Raw genomic sequence first — 16,438 nt, forward strand, 5'->3', positions numbered from 1 at the left:
GATCGAGGGCGCCAACACCAAGGTCAAGTTCCTGAAACGGCAGATGTACGGCCGTGCCGGTTTCGACCTGCTACGGCACCGAATCCTGCTCGCATAGGCCGACCACCGTTTCTGCGCCAGAGCCGTTCTTTTTACAGTCCCGGAGGCCGAATTGGTTTCCCTTTTGTTGCAGATATATCGACGGTGGCCTCCCCCTTTGGGCCTTTGACTGTCCACTCGATCACTGGTTTCCCGGCAGGGGTGGCGGTAGCCGGTGCGACCAGTGAGGTCAGGACTACGAGGTTGGTTGGATCAAGGTTCTCCGCAACCGCGGCTTCTGGTGGCTCGGCGGTGACGTAAACCAGCAGCGCGCCGCGGTGGCCACGAGGATGACGCAGTTGGTCGGCAACGGGATCATCGACTTTGGTCGTCATGCCGGAGATTCGTTCCAATGCGGCACGGTGTTTCGGGTCGCTGCCGGAAAAGTCGGAGCGGTCGCGGCGGCGCATGCGGGTGATGATCTGACGCTCACCAAGGCCCGGGAGCGTGCGATCGGCGCCCTTGGTCAGAGTCGGCCAGACCACCAGCATGTCCTCGATCTGCCCGCGCCTGACCCTGTCCCGGTAGAAGTTGATGACCGGGTCGACGACCTTGAGTGCGTTCGGATGCCAGCGCAAAGCCGTCAGCGCCTCGATGAACGCTTCGCCATCAACGGTCCCGACTCGCGCCTTGAAGTATGACCGAAGCTCAGGTTCGTGTCGGCTTCGCGCTGACACGAACGTTCTCTCCGCTGTCGCTGCGGCGAGAAGAGGCAGTAGTGCTTCGTAGTTGGCGCGGCGGCCGCGATCGTCGTCGGCCGGGCCGTAGTAGTCCTTGAGCCGGCCCGAATCGCCCATCGTATGGACTATCGCGTTGAACATCTTGTTCGGTGCAGCTGGCCGTAGGTACGGCAGGTGCTGGCTGACGATCGGCGGCACCTGCCACGGTTCCAGAATGTCCTCGTACTCCCGCAGTCTTTCGCGGAAGGCCATCTCGTCCCGCATGAGTCCTTCGAATGCCTCATAGAGGTCGACACGTTTGTCAGCGTCGTGTGGGTCACGCCGGATGAACAACCGGACCAGGTCCCGATAGCCCGGCCGGAAGCCGAACCACCGGCCGGCCTGCATCATGGTGTCGCCCTGAAGCGCCTTTCGCGTGTAGAAGGAGACGGTCAGTCCTTCGACGGTGAAGCCGCGACTGAGTTTCGCGCCGCCGATGAGGATGCGCCATACGCTGTCGCGGTCGAAATCAAGGGCGTATTTCTCGGCCTCGATCTCGCTGTTCACGACCATCACCGCGTCACCTACCGCGGTGATCCTGCTGAGGGCCATTCCGAGTGGCTCGATCAGTTCGTCGAAGGAGCCCGGGACCGGGAACTCACCGGCTCGGGCCCGGCAGACCGGTTCGAAGTCCTGTTCCCAGAGCTGCTGCAACCGGTCCAGTGCCTCCGGCGAGCTGAACGACGCCTCCTTCCACACCTCGCGAACCAACCCGGCCATCTTGCTGTGCTCGGCGGTCTTGGTCGCTTCGTGAATCATCATGGTGTGGTGGCGGTAGCGCACCGAGTGATGCTGCTCGCGGTACAACTTGATGGCGCCGGCCAGCAGGAATGCGTCTATTGCGGCACGGATTTCCTGGCGGCGTTCGTCGTCGGAGTTCGTCGAGTCGTCGTCCGGCGGGGGTCCTACCCGCCGGATGTAGGCGACCTCGTTGGATGTGGCCGGATCGTTCTTATCGTCCTCGCTGTTCCAATCGACGTCGTGGAAGTCGGCGACACCCATGTACTGCGCGGGCCGATCCAGCGCGATGACGAAGTTCTTCGGGAAGATGTCGCTGGCGTCCTCGGGGTCGACGAAGAAGTTGGCGAAAGGCGTGGCGGTGTACATCACGAGCTGGGCCCGGGGTAGGCGTTCGAGTAGGCCCGTAATGGCCTTGTTGATCGCGGTACGTTCCGGGCTCTTCCTCGGATTCCTGGTATTGATGGAGGCCAGATCCGACTCGTCGTCGATGATCAGTGCGGGCAGTTCGTTGAGGGCCTGCTTGAGCGGCGCGAGATCGTCAGCCAGCTTCTGCAGCACTTTGTCGTTCTTCTTCACCACGACGAGCCGTACGTCAGCGGTTTTGAGATTGGCCGGATCATAGAACGGCTTACCGGGATCGCTGCGATGCAGTTCCATGCTGGTCAGGCCGTGCTTGAGCCGCATGTAGTCGTCATTGAGCAGGGTCAGCCGCTTGATGACGGGATAGCCCTTGGCCTCGAAGTCTTCGCCGTGCTCCACGAAGTTCTTGTTGAGCCAGTCGTCGTCCCCGGCATAGTCGAAGTCGGTCGACGCCTCGCTCTTGATGCCGCGGACCAGGTTCTCCCGGCCGACCAGTTCCCGGTCCAATCGTCGCTGAGTCTGCGACCGTAGGAGTTCGATTGTTCCGGTCATCACGATGATGAGCCGGTATCCGGCATCGATCGCTTTGGCGATGACGCCCGTGAAGTTGGCGGTCTTGCCGCTCTGCACATAGCCGACGACCAGGCCCTTGCTCTGGTACTGGTGCTCGGATGCCGGGTCCGAGATACGGCCGACGATATCGGTAGTCGCCTGATCGAGTGCAGCCACCGAGTCGGCCGGCCAGCCTCGTTTGTGTAGCAGGTAGTCACGGTAGTGGGGCCAGTAAAACGACCACCTGCTCTGTCGATCGCTGTCGTACCATGGGTTCCACTTCTCGCTGATCACGGTAGGGCGCATGGCCGAGACCGGCGCGATGTGATCGAGCCGGTCGACCACAGGTTGGGGAAGGTCGAGTAGGTCGTAGATCCGGCGGCGGCGTTGCACCGTGCGGGGATCGGTCATAATGGGCTGGTCCCAGGGCGGGTTTTTGGCGAAGTCCCATTCGGCCAGCGTGATCGCGAGTTCGCGTACGGCCTTGTTGTCCTGCTGGTTGTGGGCCTCGAGAAAGGCGAACAGTTCGTTGGTGGTCAGCGGAGTGTCCGGCCACCGGAAGCCGTTCAAGGGCCCCATCAGGGGCATCGGCCCGGAATTCCGGAGACCGCTGACCGCGGACAGGAGAGCGGAGTTCAGGTCAGCCATGGTGGTCTCCCGTGATGAAAGAGTGTGCCGGCGCCGGTGGCGTCCCTGGAGTCAGGTTCGTCAGATCGACCGTGTAGGTCGCGCCGACGATCAGCTCGGGTCGTGGACAGGCGCTCTTGATCATTTGGCGGTTGAGCGACGGGAAGTCGTTGTTCACCGGGAAAGCGGCCGGTAAAGCGCGCAGTCGCCAGGGTTCCCGGTAGAGCGAGCGATCCCGCTCGCGCCAGCCCGCCAGGCCGAGAGCCTGGCCGAGGGTGGGAGCCGCCGGCCCCGTCGCAGCCCTCACATCGTCGACCAGTTGCGCCAGACTGCGGCCGCTCACGCTGGTGGCTGTGGTGATTTGCACCGAGATCAGCCACAGAGGCGCGCCGGGAACGGGATCGAGTTGGTCCAGGCCGCTGATGGTGTGCCTGCGGCGTTCGGTGCGGGTGGTCTTGATTTCGCAGGTGAAGGTCTGGAAGACGAAGTCGTGTTCGTTAGCGGCGTGGCCTTTCCATGATTCGACGGCTGTGGCCGGGCCGAGCTGCCGGATGCATGATTCCAGGAAGATCATTTCGCCGTAGAGACCGATCTGTCTCTCGGCGGACAGGGCCCCGGCCCGTGTCAGCAACGCGCCAAAAGTGGACAGCGCCGTGTCGACGGCGGCCGGGAACGGCAGGCCGTCCTGCTGGATCAGGTCGGCGATGTCGCTGATCAGCAGATATGCCTCGTACTCGTTGTCGTCGTACCGGACGACGATTTCAGCCCAGAGGCTTCCGGCATCGTCAACGACGGACGTGCGGACGTTCTCGTAGCGCGCGACGTCGGGAGCGTCCGTGCCCTGGTAAGGCGTGCGCAACGACAGTTCGTGCCGCTGCGGCTCGAAGTCGATCCGGCAGGACGGTTCACCCGGCACCGCGATGGCCGCGGGTACACGAGCCACGTAGTCGGCGAGCCCGTCGCGGGACAGATGCCGGTCCCGGGCTGGAGTGATCATCGCGACCCGTTATCGCGATAGCGGGACTCGGCACGGATGGCGGCGGCCAGAATCGCCGACCACACCTCCAGCAGGTCTTTGTCGCGCGGCCCCCATACGCTGCCCTTGAAAAGATCCTCGGTCAGCAGGAACATCAGCGTCTTCACCAGCGGTGCGTCGCTCAAACCGGTGTTCCCGCCGGTCAGTGCTGTCCGGTATTGCTTGTTCAGGTTGATCACCCGTGCTGCGCGGTCGAGTTCGAAGAACTTCTCCGGGGCCATCGAGTTCCAGCGGATCTCTACCGGGCCTTCCTCGACGCGTAGCGGTACCTCGGCGCGGATGACACGCCGGACCTCCTCGTGCAAGCCCTTGGAGGGCTCAGCCATTGGCCGGCGGCGGTGCTGCCGGCGCCGGGATTCGGTCAGGACCGATTCGGCATGGGTCAGATAGTCGGTGAATGTGCTTTGCACGCCGCGGTGGTCGTGTACGGCGTGTGCGATGGCTGTTTGGAACTCGTGCGTGAACAGGACTCCGCTCTTCTCCGGGTTCAACCGGATCAGGTCGGCCACCGCACCGAAGTCGTCGATGACGACACGGGCGAGGGCACGATCCTTGTGGCTGGCGGTCACGTGGTTCCAGCCACCCGCCTGCAACAGGCGATCACTGCGGTAGAGGTAGAAGCCCTGGAACTCGGCACCGTCCCGGCCATAGAGGCGGAATTCGGGACCGCTCAGCTTCGTCGGGAGAATGTGGCAGGTCAGATCGACGGAACGGCGGCCGATGGTGGCGGTCAGTGTTCTCGGATAGCTGTCGATCGCTGTGGCGCGATGCCCGAACGGGTCGATAGGCGTGATCGGTTCCGGGATACCTGCGCGCCCTTGCGCGATGTCGAATACATCCAGGTCGATCCGCAGGCGGCGGGAGTCGAGTAGACGGTGGTAGATCAGACCTAGGTGCAGGCGAAGCCGTGTCTTGGTTTCTTCCAACCAATGGGTGAGCCCGGCGTGTGAAGTCTGCGGGAACCGGGTGTCAGCCCAGTGCACCACGGTTCCGGTGGTGCCGCCGATCCGTTCCAGCATGGCTTGCAGACCGTCCCGAACCGTAGCGGGATCGATCACGTCACAGCCGTAGTCGCGTTGCACGTCGTTGCGCCGAAGCCGGCGGCAATGCGTCTTGCCGGATGCCGGTCGAGTGGCCAGAGTCAGCGTGTCGGCGTGACTGAACGACGCCGCCTTCAATCCGATGCCGAAGTGGCCCTGATCTTGGTTGCTGTACTCGCGTTGCCGCCCGAGACGCATCGCTTCGTCCGCCTGTGGGCCGTCCATACCCCGGCCGTCGTCCACGATGCGTAAGCCGATGGGTTGCCCGTGATCGGTGTCGAAACGAACGAGAACCCGGGTGGCGCTCGCGTCGATGCTGTTGTCGATGAGGTCCGCGATGGCCGATTCGATGGTGTGATGAGTGCCCAGGCTCTTCACCAGACCGGGGTCGGGTTCGAGGATCTTTCGTTCCAGGACGTCGTCCTCGACGCGAATCGAGCTCACAAAATGACTGTAGGTGCAGGTCCAGCGTGCTGGCCCGGGTTGGCCAAATCAGCGGTCGGGCCTGATACATCGAGTTGCCGGAGCCGTGCCGGGCAACACCGATATCGCTTCGGGGGCGTTCCTGGTGGGTCACGCTGTGTGAGTCCCGCCATGTCGGAGAAAGGAACCGGCGTGAATAGTGGCGTTTTCGAGCCGGTGAGGCTGGAAGCTCGCGGGCTTGCCGTACATCTGTTCGTGCAACCAGCCATCAACCTGGCATTGGTACACAACCGGGTTCCGGTTGTTCGTCAGTTGGTGATCGAGAACCTGGGGTCGGAGGCTGCTGAGCAGCTCGAGGTGCGGCTCGACATCGAAGGTCCGGCTGGACCACTCAGCCAGCCGTGGCAGGTTGTTGTTCCCAGGGTTCTCCCAGGTATCCCGGTGGGCTGGGACGACTTCGCCTCGCTCAATCCGGACATCGGCGTCCTCCGTAGTGCGAATGAGGCTTTTCCGGTTGATTACCGGCTCAATGTTGCTCGTCACGGACATCCGGATCTTGTAGCGAGGATTCCCTCGCTCGCTCTCGCCCATGACGAGTGGTTCAACAATCCGCTGCTGTTCGACTCGCTGGCCGCCTTCGTACAGCCCAACATGGCGGCGGTCGACGCCATTCTGCGCTCGGCCGCGCAGATCCTGGTCGCGACCACCGGATCGGGTTCGATAGACGGGTACCAGAGCGGAATGGGCCGGGCCGCCTACATCGCGGGCGCGGTCTACGAGGCGCTTCGACAGGCAGGAATCCACTGTCGAGATCTGCCGGCATCGTTCGAGAACAGCGGCCAAAAGATCCGGACTACGGCAGTGGTACTGGATGGCCGCCTCGGTAACTGCATCGACCTGTCCGTCACGTATGCCGCCTGCCTTGAACAGGCCGGGCTGAGGCCGTTGATATGGCTGTTCAAAGGGCATGCGATCGCCGGCTTCCTCGCCTCAGAACACCACCTTCCGACGACTGTGATGGCGGAGGAAAATTTCCTTATCTCGATGGTTGAATCCGGCCGGGCTGTTCCGGTCGAGCTGACCGCAGTGGGACCCGGAGCGACGTCGCTGGACTTTCCGGCGGCGGTGCAGGCGGGTGTCGGCCACTTCCGCGACGGCCGCTCCCGGGTACTCGGTGCCGTCGACATCCATCAGGCCCATCGCAATGGTGTACGCCCCCTGCCCGCTCAGGACCCGATGCCGCCACCACATGTGCCGCATGCGGATTCGGCCTCACGCACCCGGCCCTCGATCGACCTTCCGCCCGGCGCGGCGAGGGCATGGGCCGAGGAACATACGGCCGATGAGGCGGTGCCGGAGGAACGGGACTACTCTCCGCTCCGAATCCAGCAATGGAAGCGTTCGCTGCTCGACCTCAGCCTTCGCAACCCGCTGCTGAGCCTTCCGGCGCGAGGTAAGGGACTCGACCTGCACGTGCCCGCGGGAGCGCTGGCACTGCTCGACGACATCATTCACGCCGGCAAGCGTCTGGAGATCGTGCCTCAGGACCAGATCAGCCACCTTGAGGAGCTGGCCCGTGCACGACGTGCTGCGCATCTCGATCCGGAGGTGATCACCCGGCAGCTCCGGGACGATCGCCGGATCTTCGGCGCGGTGGACGAGAAGCGCTACCGCACCGTCATGCGTGGTCTCCAGCGTGACGCCCGCACGATGGAGCAGGAGACCGGTGGCAATTACCTCTACCTGACCATCGGCACCATGGTCCATCCCAAGGCGAGGGGAGGCGAAGCGCACGCACCGTTGTTCCTGCTGCCGGTACGGATCGAAGGCGGTACCGGCCGTCTCGCGTACAACTTGGTCATCGACGGTTCGCAGATCGCGTCGGCCAATCAGTGCTTGGTCGAGTGGCTGCGTGTCCGGCACGGTGTGCAGATCGCCGAACTGGAGCGCCCGATCCGTGACGAGTTCGGGCTGGACATCCCCAGGACTCTGACAGCGATCCGGGAGCATCTGGTCCGGAACCGGTTGAACTACCGCGTGGACGAGATCGCGAGTCTGCGTCTGCTGCAGTTCTCCACCGTCCAGCTCTGGCGTGACATGCGGGATCATTGGCCGGTCTTCATGGCGAGCCCGGTCGTCCGTCATCTGGTGGAATCGACCGGGGCCACCTTCGACGACCCTCTCGGCGACCCGGCCGAGGTCATCGTCGACGAGAGCCGGCTGCATCTTCCGATCCCGGCGGACGGATCACAGATGCGGGCCATCGTCACGGCCGAGCGCGGCTACTCGTTCGTGCTCGAAGGTCCACCCGGTACGGGCAAATCCCAAACGATCACCAACCTCATCGCGACCGCCATTACCAGTGGCCGGTCGGTGTTGTTCGTGGCGGAGAAGCAGGCCGCCCTGGAAGTGGTCAAGAGCCGGCTTACCTCGATCGGGCTGGCACCGTTCACGCTCGACCTGCATGGCCGAACACAGTCGATGAATGCCATTCGGGAGCAGCTGCACCAATCGCTGGAGCAGACGGATCGAGGCGACAACACCGCTTGGACCGCGGTAGAGGGCGGCTACCGCGCTAAGCTCGCGGCGCTCGCTCGCTATCCGGAACGAATCCACACACGTAACGGCGCGGGGCTGACGGCATGGTCCGCCTTCGAGTCCGTCCTGGTCTACGGCGACGGCGCTACAGCGATGGTGCCCCCCGGATTCCTGGAGGTGCCCGTCGCGGATCGTGAGAAGGTCGAGCGCGACCTGCAGGATTTCGCGGCCGTGGCACAGTCGGCCCAACTGCGACGCCACCATCCCTGGGCTCTGAGCGGTTCGCGTACCGTCGATTCCCTCGACCGCGCCACGCTCCATGCCATAGCGAATGAACTGGAGAAGGTACGCGCTGAGGTGGCGAGCCGCCCAGAACTTACTGCCTGCCTCAGGCGTCTCAGCGAGCCCGGCTCGCTGACAGCGTTTCAGCCAGCTGCGCGACTGGCGGCGGTAGGTCAGTTGCCGAGCTACGCGGCCACCCGGCGAGCGTGCGAACCCGGCTGGGACGATCAGGTCGCCGCGCTCCGCACGGCCCTTGCGCAGTTCCGTCGGGATCATGATGACGAGTTGCGGGAGTTTCAGCTCGGCCGTTTCTCTGTACCGGAACTCACGGAGTGGCTGGCGGAGGCACACAGCGCGGCCAAGCGGTTCCTCGGCAAACGCAAAGCGTTGCAGCGCGTCGCGGATCGTCTGGCACCGTTCACCCACCCGGGTGTGGCGGTGGATGCCGATCAGATCGCACAGGTCATCACGCGACTGTTGTTGATGCTAGATCGGCTCGATTTTCTGCGAACCCATGCGGAAGGACTCGGCGGGCTTCGGCTGCCGCCCGGCTGGCCGGCCGAGGTGTATCAGGCGGAAGCGCAACTGTCGGTCGCCCATCAGGCAGTGGTGACAGGCCGTGCGCTGCTTCTTGAGCACCCGGACGTATGGAACGTTCTCGCCGCAGGCTCCGGCCCGGACGCTGCGCACCTGTTCCACCATGTGCTCACCAACTGGACGGCGTGGCAGACGGCGCTCCACAGCGGCCATGCGGACTTCGCCCTCTGGGCCGGCGAGCTGGGCTGGTTCGAGTCGTGGCAGCGGGACGGGGCGACGTGGCAGTCAGATCTGGGTCGTGATGGTCTTCTGGCCCCGCACCGCTGGGCGGCCGTGCTGGTCAATACGGATTCGTTGACTCACACGGGTCTCGGTGTGTTCCGCGAGCAGTTGTTGCGGGCCGAGATCCCGGCGGATGCGGCCGAACACGCGTACCGGCGTGGTGTAGCTGTGACCGCCCTGGCGGAACGACTACGGGCGGGAGACCTCGAGTACTTCGATCCGGATGTGCACGACAACGAGATTACGCAGTTCCAGAAGGCCGCCGCGAAGTTGCGCGCTGTGCTGCCGGAGCACCTGCCGTCGATGCTGGTGGAACGCCGGCCGTTTCAGCCGGGCGAACGCCGTGGCCGGGTCGCGGAGCTGGCCACCGAGCTGCGCCGCAAGCGTGGTGGAAGGTCGTTCCGGGAACTCTTCACCGAATACTCCGATGTGGTCCTGTCCTTGACGCCGTGTGTTCTGGTCAGCCCGGCATCGGCGGCTACCTTCTTGGCGCCGGCCGCAGCCCGGTTCGACATCGTGATCTTTGACGAGGCGTCACAGATCACGGTGCCGGAGGCGATCGGGGCCATGGGGCGAGGGCGGTCGGTCGTCATCGTGGGAGACTCACGGCAGATGCCACCGACGTCCATCACGCAGGCCTCGGGTGCTGATGACGATCACACGGCCGAGGAGGATCTGGTTCCCGAGGATCTCGACAGCATCCTCAGCGAGGCCGTGGAGTCGGGCCTGCCGCAGCGCTGGCTTTCCTGGCATTACCGTAGCCATGACGAGTCACTGATCGCATTCTCGAATCGTTACTACTACGGCAGCAAACTTTCCAGCATGCCGTCACCCGGTGCGGCCAAGACCGCGGGTGTCCACTGGCGGAGAGTCCACGGCCGATACGAGCGTGGTGGCAGGCGGACCAATGAGGTCGAGGCGCGCGAGATTGTCGCGGAGATCTCCCGGCGGCTGCGTGCCCCGACGACCCAGGCTTCCTCGATCGGCGTCGTCACCTTCAACCTCCCGCAACGGGACCTGATCCTGAACATGCTCGAGGAGAGCACTGACCCGTTGATCCGCGACATGATGTCCGACAGCCGACGTGAGCCGATCTTCGTCAAGAACCTCGAGAACGTTCAGGGTGACGAACGCGATGTCATCCTGTTTTCGCTAGCCTTCTCCACCGATCCGGAAACCGGTCGACTGCCGCTGAATCTCGGCCCGCTGAGCCGAGCCGGCGGCGAGCGGCGATTCAACGTCGCGATCACCCGGGCACGTAGGCAGGTCGTCCTCTTCGCCTCGTTCGACCCGGCCGACATTGACCTGGCCCGGACCTCGTCGGTGGGCACTCAGCATCTACGGGCGTACTGCGAGATGGCCGCCGCCGGGGTGGAGAGCCTCGGAGATCTGTCCACCACCCGGCGACACAATCGCGATCGGATCCGGGAAGAGGTGGCCGCCGCTCTCGAGGAGCGGGGGTTCGAGGTCACCACCTGTCACGGGCTGTCGGATTTCACCGTCGACATCGCCGTTCGTGCTGCCGGGGCCGCGCGTTGGCAGGTCGCGGTGATGCTGGACAGCCCGCAGTGGGGCCGGCGTCCCACGGTGGCCGATAGGGACGACGCACCGGGTCTCCTGAGTGCCATCATGGGATGGCCGGAGGTGGTGCGGTTCTGGTTGCCGGCATGGATCCGTGACCGTTCACAGGTTCTCGACGCCATCGGAGGCGCGGTCGATCGTGCCGCTGCCGAGAGCCTTCCTCGCATGGAGGAAGCACCCTCTGCCATTGAGTCGCAGGATTCGCCGCCCATCGACGTCGAAGCTTTTCCGCCTACGACAGGCGAGCATTTCGCCGTGGAAGCCCCTCTGCCGGACGAGGTCGGATCACAATCCGATCCGCTACTGCAGTCCTGGGGCGAGGAACCTTCGGTAATGCCGGTCATCTCGGGCTCCGGGTGGTCGGACTTCGTGCCGTACTCGCCGACACCGTTGGGTCAGCGCGGCGACGTCGATCTCATCGACAGCAGCCCGGCCATCCGGGCCGCTGTTCGTGCCGCGATCGACCAAGTGATCGCGGCTGAGGGCCCGGTGGAACAGCAGCGGCTGGCGCGGCTGGTGCTGGCCCGGTTCGGGTTTACCAAGGCGCACGCCGACCGACGCGCGGCCATTCTTGCCCTGGCCGATCCGGAACTGTTTCGAAGCAGCAAGGCCGGCGTCTTCGCCTGGCCGCCTGAACTTGACGCCCAATCCTGGCGCGGATACCGCCGTACCGTCCAGAGTACGGACCGTGCAATTGAGGACATCGCACCGGAGGAGATCGCGAACGCTGCCTACAGCGCGTTGGCGGCGCGGGCGGGGATGGGGGAGTCGGACCTGCTGCGTTCAACTCTGGAACTGCTTGGGTATCGCCGCATGACGGAGAAGATAGATCGGCTGCTCCGGTACGGGTTGGAAGTCGGCCAGGTTACCGGAGCCCTGATCAGAGAGGACGACGGCTCATATCATGTTGAGGCCTGACACTTGTCCTAGTTCGGCAGGGTACGCGCAGGCTTGGGTGCGTTGGTGTTCTTGCTGGAGGTGGAACTTCCAGTAGGCGTCGAAGTCGCCGTTGGTGATCACGGCTCGGAGTAGGAGGACGGCTTCGGCGCCGGGCAGGCTCCAGCGGGCGCCGGTGATGGCGAGGCGGTCTTTGGCCAGGTACTGAGGTTGAAAGGTCAGGGTGAGCCTGTCCCGTTCGGGTGTGGATCTGTTTCGAGGACGAGGCCGGGCAGCCGCTGCGGCCGCCGAAGGCGCGGACGTGGTCGCGGCGGGGGCGAACCCCGGTCGTGTCGGTGACCGGCAAGGGTTCCGGGCGGGTGTCGATGGCCGCGGTCCTGGTGATCCGGCCAGGTTTGCGAACCCGGTTGTTTTACCGGATCCACGTCTACCACGGCCGCAGGAACGAGGCGAAAGGGTTCGGCGAGGCCGACTACATGCGGCTGCTGTGCGCGGTACACGCCCAGCTCCGTGCTCCGATCATCTTGATCTGGGACAACCTCAACCACCACGTCAGCGCGGTGATGCGAGCGTTCGTCATTGCTCGCGACTGGTTGACCGTCGTGCAACTGCCCGGCTATGCCCCGGAGCTGAACCCGGCCGAGGGCGTCTGGTCACACATCAAACGCGGGATCGGCAACCTCGTCGCGTGCACGATCACCCAACTCGCTGCGATCGTGCGCAGCCGGCTCAAGAGCCTGCAGTACCGGCCCGCCCTGCTGGACGCGTTCCTCGCCGAGACCGGCCTGGCAGTCCTACCTCAGCCACCTTGATCAACTCACCCTGACCATTCAACCTCGCGTACTACGACAACCACATCCGGGCTACGAAGGCACCCAAGGATGCACAGAACGTCGCGATGTATGATGAAAGCGATATTGCTGGCCTGATGGAGGCTGCGCGGAACATCAAAGAGGGCAAGGCCTCGGCGAGCGCCTACACGAAGCCCACGAAGTTTGCCGGGTCCAGCCTGGAAGACATGGGATTCTGACCGCCATGTCCCTTTGCTGCCGATGCGTGCTCAGCCGAAGGCTTCTACGACGCTTCTGAGTTCGCTGTTGACCAGGTAGCCGTGGTCGGCCAGCAGGGTGCGCATCTCGCCGAGCGCGGTCGCCCCGCTGCGCCCGGCGCGCAGCATGGCGTACCGGGCACCGACTGCCGGCGTGCGACTCTGCCCGGCGGCACAGTGCAGCAGCACCTTGTGCCCCTCGTCGCGCATCTGTACGACCATGCGCGCGGCCTGGTCCAGCGCGAACGCGGTGTTCGCGTTCGCGCCTGGCTGGTCGACGAGCCAGACCTGGACCTGATTCTCGGCCGGCACGTTCGCGAACTGCCGCCGCCCGACGCGACACAATGACACGACCGCGTCGACGCCGCTTTCGACGGCGTCGGTCAGTAGGTTGCCGAGGACCACGCCGTCGTCATCCGGGTGCACGGTCATCAGGGGCTGGTCGATCGGCGGCATCATCTGGTCACAGCCGGGCCAGCCCACCCGGTCGGCCCGTCCACCGCCTGTGGTGAGCAGCGCCATCCGGATCAGGTCGGCGGACCGGTGCCCGCCCCAGCCGTGCACCAGGCGCTGCCACTGCAGGGGTATGCCGGAGGTGCCCCATCGCGCGCCGAGCAGGGCACCGGCGATGGCCGCCACGGTGTCGGTGTCGTTTCCGGCGCGGACCGCGGCGTACAGCCCGTTGCGGAAGTGGTCGCAGCGGAAGATCTTGCGTGCCGGATCGTCCTGCTCCGGCATCGGGGTGCGGTTGATCGCGGACCAGGCGGCTTGCAGAGCGGCGACGACGAAGCCGTTGTTGCGGAAGTGGTTCGGCGGGTGCTGCCGCGCCTCCTCCAGCCAGGACGCCCACTGATCACGGCGCTCTTCCGGAATCAGCTCCAGGCCGGTATCCATCCCGGCGAAGGTGCCTTCGAGCACCGCATGCCTGATGGCCTCGCACCAGATCACGCAGGCGTCGCCCGCAAGCGGATCGAAGTGGGTGAGGTCGCTGATCGCCCGTGCGGCCTCGGCCAGATCGCGCGGGTCGTTGAGGTGGGCGAGCGCGACCGGCGCGGTCCTCATGAGCGACCCATTACCCGCGGTGTGCCCGGTTCGCCGGTGCAGCGCGGCGGCCGCCTCGGTCATCGCGGAACCCAGCCCGGCATCGGGAAGGCCCTGCACGCGGCCGAGGACGGTGGCCGTCTGGTTGCCGATGTCGGTCGCGCCGTCGGTCCGCCAGGTGACGAAGTTCCGGGCGATCTGGTCCAGGGCCTCTGGCGTCCGAAGATCGGCGCCGGTCGCCGCGACCTCCGCGATACAGACCGCCATCTGGGTGTCGTCGCTGTATTCGCCGGGTGCGTAGTTGCCGAGGCCGCCGCCGAGCATGCGTGGATCGCCGTCGAGCGTGCGGGTCTCGAACTCGTAGGGAACACCGAGCGCGTCGCCGCAGGCGGCACCGAGCAGAACCCCCGCAGCGCGATCCCCTTGAACCGCATTCAGACCCAGCCGCATCTTGAAACTCCTCGCCGGCGGACACCAACACCCGAGATCGTGCCCTACCCATGGCTGGGCGTTTACTGATTCAGGAGAACGGCGCCCGTGCTCTTCCTACACTCATGATGATGTCGGAAGATCCGATCCACCTGAGCTTCGGGTACAGGCATGCCCTGTCGTGGTGGCTGGCGGCGGAGATGGTTCGGCGTCATTCTTCGCTCAGCGTCCGTCAGTACGATGATGTTTCCGGCTTCATGTTCGTTGACGTCCTGAATCTGGAACGGCCCGACGGCTCGTGCTGTGTCTACATCAGCCGCCACAAGAAGCCGAAGATCTTTGTCGAGCGCGCGGGTGGGGGGACCAGAGTTTGGCCGCTGCATCAGCTGCTCCTGCAGAGCGGTTATCTTCTCATCCAGAAGATCGAGTCGGAGGCCGGCCTGCCGAGTCGGCCCTTGGCCAAGGCGATGAACACGCAAGCGCTGGTGTATCGCGTTGCCGCCGAAGTGGCGCTGGCGACAGCCCACCGGGATGATCCCATCTGGGCCGGCGACGCCCGCTTCGATCTCACGAAGCTCAGCGGGTTTCCATTGATACCTAGCGATCCGCCATGGGGTCAGTGCTGGTTGCTGGGGGAGAACGCGGCGGTCGACATGGATGGGTTCGCCTATGTGGGGCGATCCCGGTACGACCTGCCGACCGTGTACGCGCGCGCGAACGAAAACCTGCAGCGCACCATGGCCACGGTGTTCCATCCGATCCTGTGACGGCGGGGACTGCTGATGAATGTCGGGGACGACCGGTTCGAGATGACCGAAGCGCATCGGTACGCCCTCGCGTGGCGACTGTTGTCCGCGGTTGCCCGGCGACACCCGGACCGCCTGGTCGTCCGTGAGGGCGAGGGCAGTGCGTCGCCGCCCCAGGCGATCGGAATCGCTGACGCCGATGCCCCGTCCCGGGTGTACGTCAACGTCGACGTCGGTGCGTCGCAGATCATGATTGCCGAAGTGACGTGGCCGTTGCATCAGATGCTCGCCGGGCCGCTTGCGAAGTTCAGTCGGGATGTGGAAACAGAGGCCGGGCTCGCCGGCCCGGATCGGACACCTGCGGCCACCCCTCGTACCCTCACCTATCGGGCAGCCGCCGTGGTCGCCGCGATGACGGTCCACAACCGTAAGACGATCAGCCCGCGGGACGTCCGGCACCACCTCGGGCTGCTTGCTCATTTTCCGCAGGTCTGGGAGCGCGATCGCACGGTGGACCCGCAGCGGCCGGAGCCGGGCCGGTTCTGGTTGCTACGGACCTATGACGACAGAGAGCTGGCCGTTCTTGACACCGAGGGGTACGCCTACGTCGGAGAGTCGATATTTCACCTACCGACCGTCTACGCGCAGCACGGCAGGAACCTGCGTCGTACCGTGGCCGCAATCTTTGCTCGCCTGCTGTGATCAGTTACGGCAGCAGGGGACCGAGTGTGGCCGCCATTAGCGGCGTCAGGCGCCGGGACGAGGCTGAGTAGATTTCCGGTAGGTACAACACCTGCTGCGCTACGTACGCGAAGCCGTCGGTGTCCAGCACAGCGACCGGCTTGCCGTCTCGCAGCACACCCCAGTACCTGTACAGCGGGTCGCCGAGCAGATCATCCGGCCGTTTCTCGCGAGCACGTGCGGCCGCCACCGGGTAATCGGCGAGGTAACCTCGTGCAGCGCCCCCACCCATGCCGCTCGAGTCGAGCCTCTCGTTGCGTACATCCCAGCGGTGCTTCTCGTTGAGAGTGATCGCCATCAACTGTGCAAGAACCCGGTAGGTGAGGACGGCCGGTGTCGACGGCGGTGCGGAACTCGGTGAGCTCATCCCGGCCGCGCGTTCGATCGCTGTGACGACCTCCCCGGAGTCGTCGTGGACGAACAGGTCCTCGAAGGTCACCGGTTTGGAGTCTGAGCTGTTCTTGACGTGGATGCTGCCCGCACGGTTGATGTCGATCACCGACTGGCCGTTGTGAATGAGCGTCAAGCAGTCGTACTGGCCGCCACCCGGGTGCGTCTCCACGATCAGTATCTTCGGGTGTCGGCGGATCAACTGGCAGGCGAGCCACCAGGATTGCGTCAGTATGAATCGCATGGCGAGCACGATCATGATTCTAGGTCGCTGGCGCCTTCGTTTGGCGCGCTCTCGCCCGCCCAAGCCGCTGTCGGGTAATCGGTCGAAGACCCTAGCGGGCCTGATG

Annotated in this window: 10 protein-coding genes and 1 pseudogene; 5 read left to right on the forward strand and 6 right to left on the reverse strand. The window is 64.9% G+C overall.

Annotation, left to right across the window (positions count from 1 at the left end):
• Positions 1-131: 131 nt before the first annotated feature.
• Genes KZ829_RS36610 through KZ829_RS36620 form a run of 3 tightly spaced genes read right to left on the reverse strand, consistent with a single transcriptional unit; the run spans position 132 to position 5,597 of the window.
• Positions 132-3,098 carry a Z1 domain-containing protein gene (locus tag KZ829_RS36610; protein WP_220148425.1) on the reverse strand — a complete coding sequence of 989 codons (2,967 nt, stop codon included), beginning with the start codon at positions 3,096-3,098 and terminating at the stop codon, positions 132-134.
• On the reverse strand, positions 3,091-4,074 hold the full coding sequence (locus KZ829_RS36615) for a PD-(D/E)XK motif protein (RefSeq protein ID WP_220148426.1): 984 nt from the start codon (positions 4,072-4,074) through the stop codon (positions 3,091-3,093). Before KZ829_RS36615 ends, KZ829_RS36610 begins: the two co-directional genes overlap by 8 nt.
• Positions 4,071-5,597 carry an ATP-binding protein gene (locus tag KZ829_RS36620; RefSeq protein WP_220148427.1) on the reverse strand — a complete coding sequence of 509 codons (1,527 nt, stop codon included), beginning with the start codon at positions 5,595-5,597 and terminating at the stop codon, positions 4,071-4,073. The genes KZ829_RS36615 and KZ829_RS36620 overlap by 4 nt, the downstream gene beginning before the upstream one ends.
• A 150-nt stretch (positions 5,598-5,747) precedes the next feature.
• On the opposite strand from KZ829_RS36620, the gene proA reads away from it, so the two are divergent.
• Complete coding sequence (gene proA, locus KZ829_RS36625; RefSeq protein ID WP_220148428.1) at positions 5,748-11,714, forward strand: anti-phage protein ProA; 5,967 nt, start codon at positions 5,748-5,750, stop codon at positions 11,712-11,714.
• Here the strand turns inward: proA and KZ829_RS43585 are convergent.
• Positions 11,694-11,900: pseudogene (locus KZ829_RS43585) on the reverse strand (hypothetical protein); the annotation flags it as partial. The gene proA and the pseudogene KZ829_RS43585 overlap by 21 nt on opposite strands.
• Before the next feature lie 35 nt (positions 11,901-11,935).
• Between KZ829_RS43585 and KZ829_RS36630 the strand changes: the two are divergent.
• A complete protein-coding gene (locus KZ829_RS36630; protein WP_308285819.1) occupies positions 11,936-12,505 on the forward strand; it encodes a transposase in 570 nt (189 codons plus the stop codon).
• Between the two features lie 86 nt (positions 12,506-12,591).
• Positions 12,592-12,723, forward strand: a complete 132-nt coding sequence (locus tag KZ829_RS44270; protein ID WP_281428331.1) for a hypothetical protein — start codon at positions 12,592-12,594, stop codon at positions 12,721-12,723.
• Between the two features lie 30 nt (positions 12,724-12,753).
• Here the strand turns inward: KZ829_RS44270 and KZ829_RS36635 are convergent, their stop codons facing one another.
• Positions 12,754-14,232, reverse strand: a complete 1,479-nt coding sequence (locus KZ829_RS36635; protein WP_220148429.1) for an ADP-ribosylglycohydrolase family protein — start codon at positions 14,230-14,232, stop codon at positions 12,754-12,756.
• Positions 14,233-14,342: 110 nt separating this feature from the next.
• Between KZ829_RS36635 and KZ829_RS36640 the strand changes: the two genes are divergently transcribed.
• The gene (locus KZ829_RS36640) at positions 14,343-14,978 is read left to right on the forward strand and encodes a TY-Chap2 family putative peptide chaperone (RefSeq protein WP_220148430.1); all 636 of its coding nucleotides are present in this window, start codon (positions 14,343-14,345) and stop codon (positions 14,976-14,978) included.
• A 15-nt stretch (positions 14,979-14,993) separates the two neighbouring features.
• Positions 14,994-15,659, forward strand: coding sequence for a TY-Chap2 family putative peptide chaperone (locus KZ829_RS36645; RefSeq protein WP_220148431.1), 666 nt, complete (start codon positions 14,994-14,996; stop codon positions 15,657-15,659).
• Positions 15,660-15,663: 4 nt separating this feature from the next.
• Here KZ829_RS36645 and KZ829_RS36650 read toward each other — a convergent pair whose 3' ends face one another.
• Entirely contained in the window at positions 15,664-16,347 is a 684-nt protein-coding gene (locus KZ829_RS36650; protein WP_220148432.1) for a TY-Chap2 family putative peptide chaperone, read from the reverse strand.
• Positions 16,348-16,438: the final 91 nt, after the last annotated feature.

The organism is Actinoplanes hulinensis, assembly GCF_019429605.1.
GTDB classification, from domain to species: domain Bacteria; phylum Actinomycetota; class Actinomycetes; order Mycobacteriales; family Micromonosporaceae; genus Actinoplanes; species Actinoplanes campanulatus.

Excerpts from the sequence above, each read along its gene's own strand:
- KZ829_RS36610 (WP_220148425.1), bottom strand. The coding sequence starts at position 3,098 with ATGGCTGACCTGAACTCCGCTCTCCTGTCCGCGGTCAGCGGTCTCCGG.
- KZ829_RS36615 (WP_220148426.1), bottom strand. The coding sequence starts at position 4,074 with ATGATCACTCCAGCCCGGGACCGGCATCTGTCCCGCGACGGGCTCGCC.
- proA (WP_220148428.1), top strand. The coding sequence starts at position 5,748 with ATGTCGGAGAAAGGAACCGGCGTGAATAGTGGCGTTTTCGAGCCGGTG.
- KZ829_RS44270 (WP_281428331.1), top strand. The coding sequence starts at position 12,592 with ATGTATGATGAAAGCGATATTGCTGGCCTGATGGAGGCTGCGCGGAAC.
- KZ829_RS36635 (WP_220148429.1), bottom strand. The coding sequence starts at position 14,232 with ATGCGGCTGGGTCTGAATGCGGTTCAAGGGGATCGCGCTGCGGGGGTT.
- KZ829_RS36640 (WP_220148430.1), top strand. The coding sequence starts at position 14,343 with ATGTCGGAAGATCCGATCCACCTGAGCTTCGGGTACAGGCATGCCCTG.
- KZ829_RS36645 (WP_220148431.1), top strand. The coding sequence starts at position 14,994 with ATGAATGTCGGGGACGACCGGTTCGAGATGACCGAAGCGCATCGGTAC.
- KZ829_RS36650 (WP_220148432.1), bottom strand. The coding sequence starts at position 16,347 with ATGATCGTGCTCGCCATGCGATTCATACTGACGCAATCCTGGTGGCTC.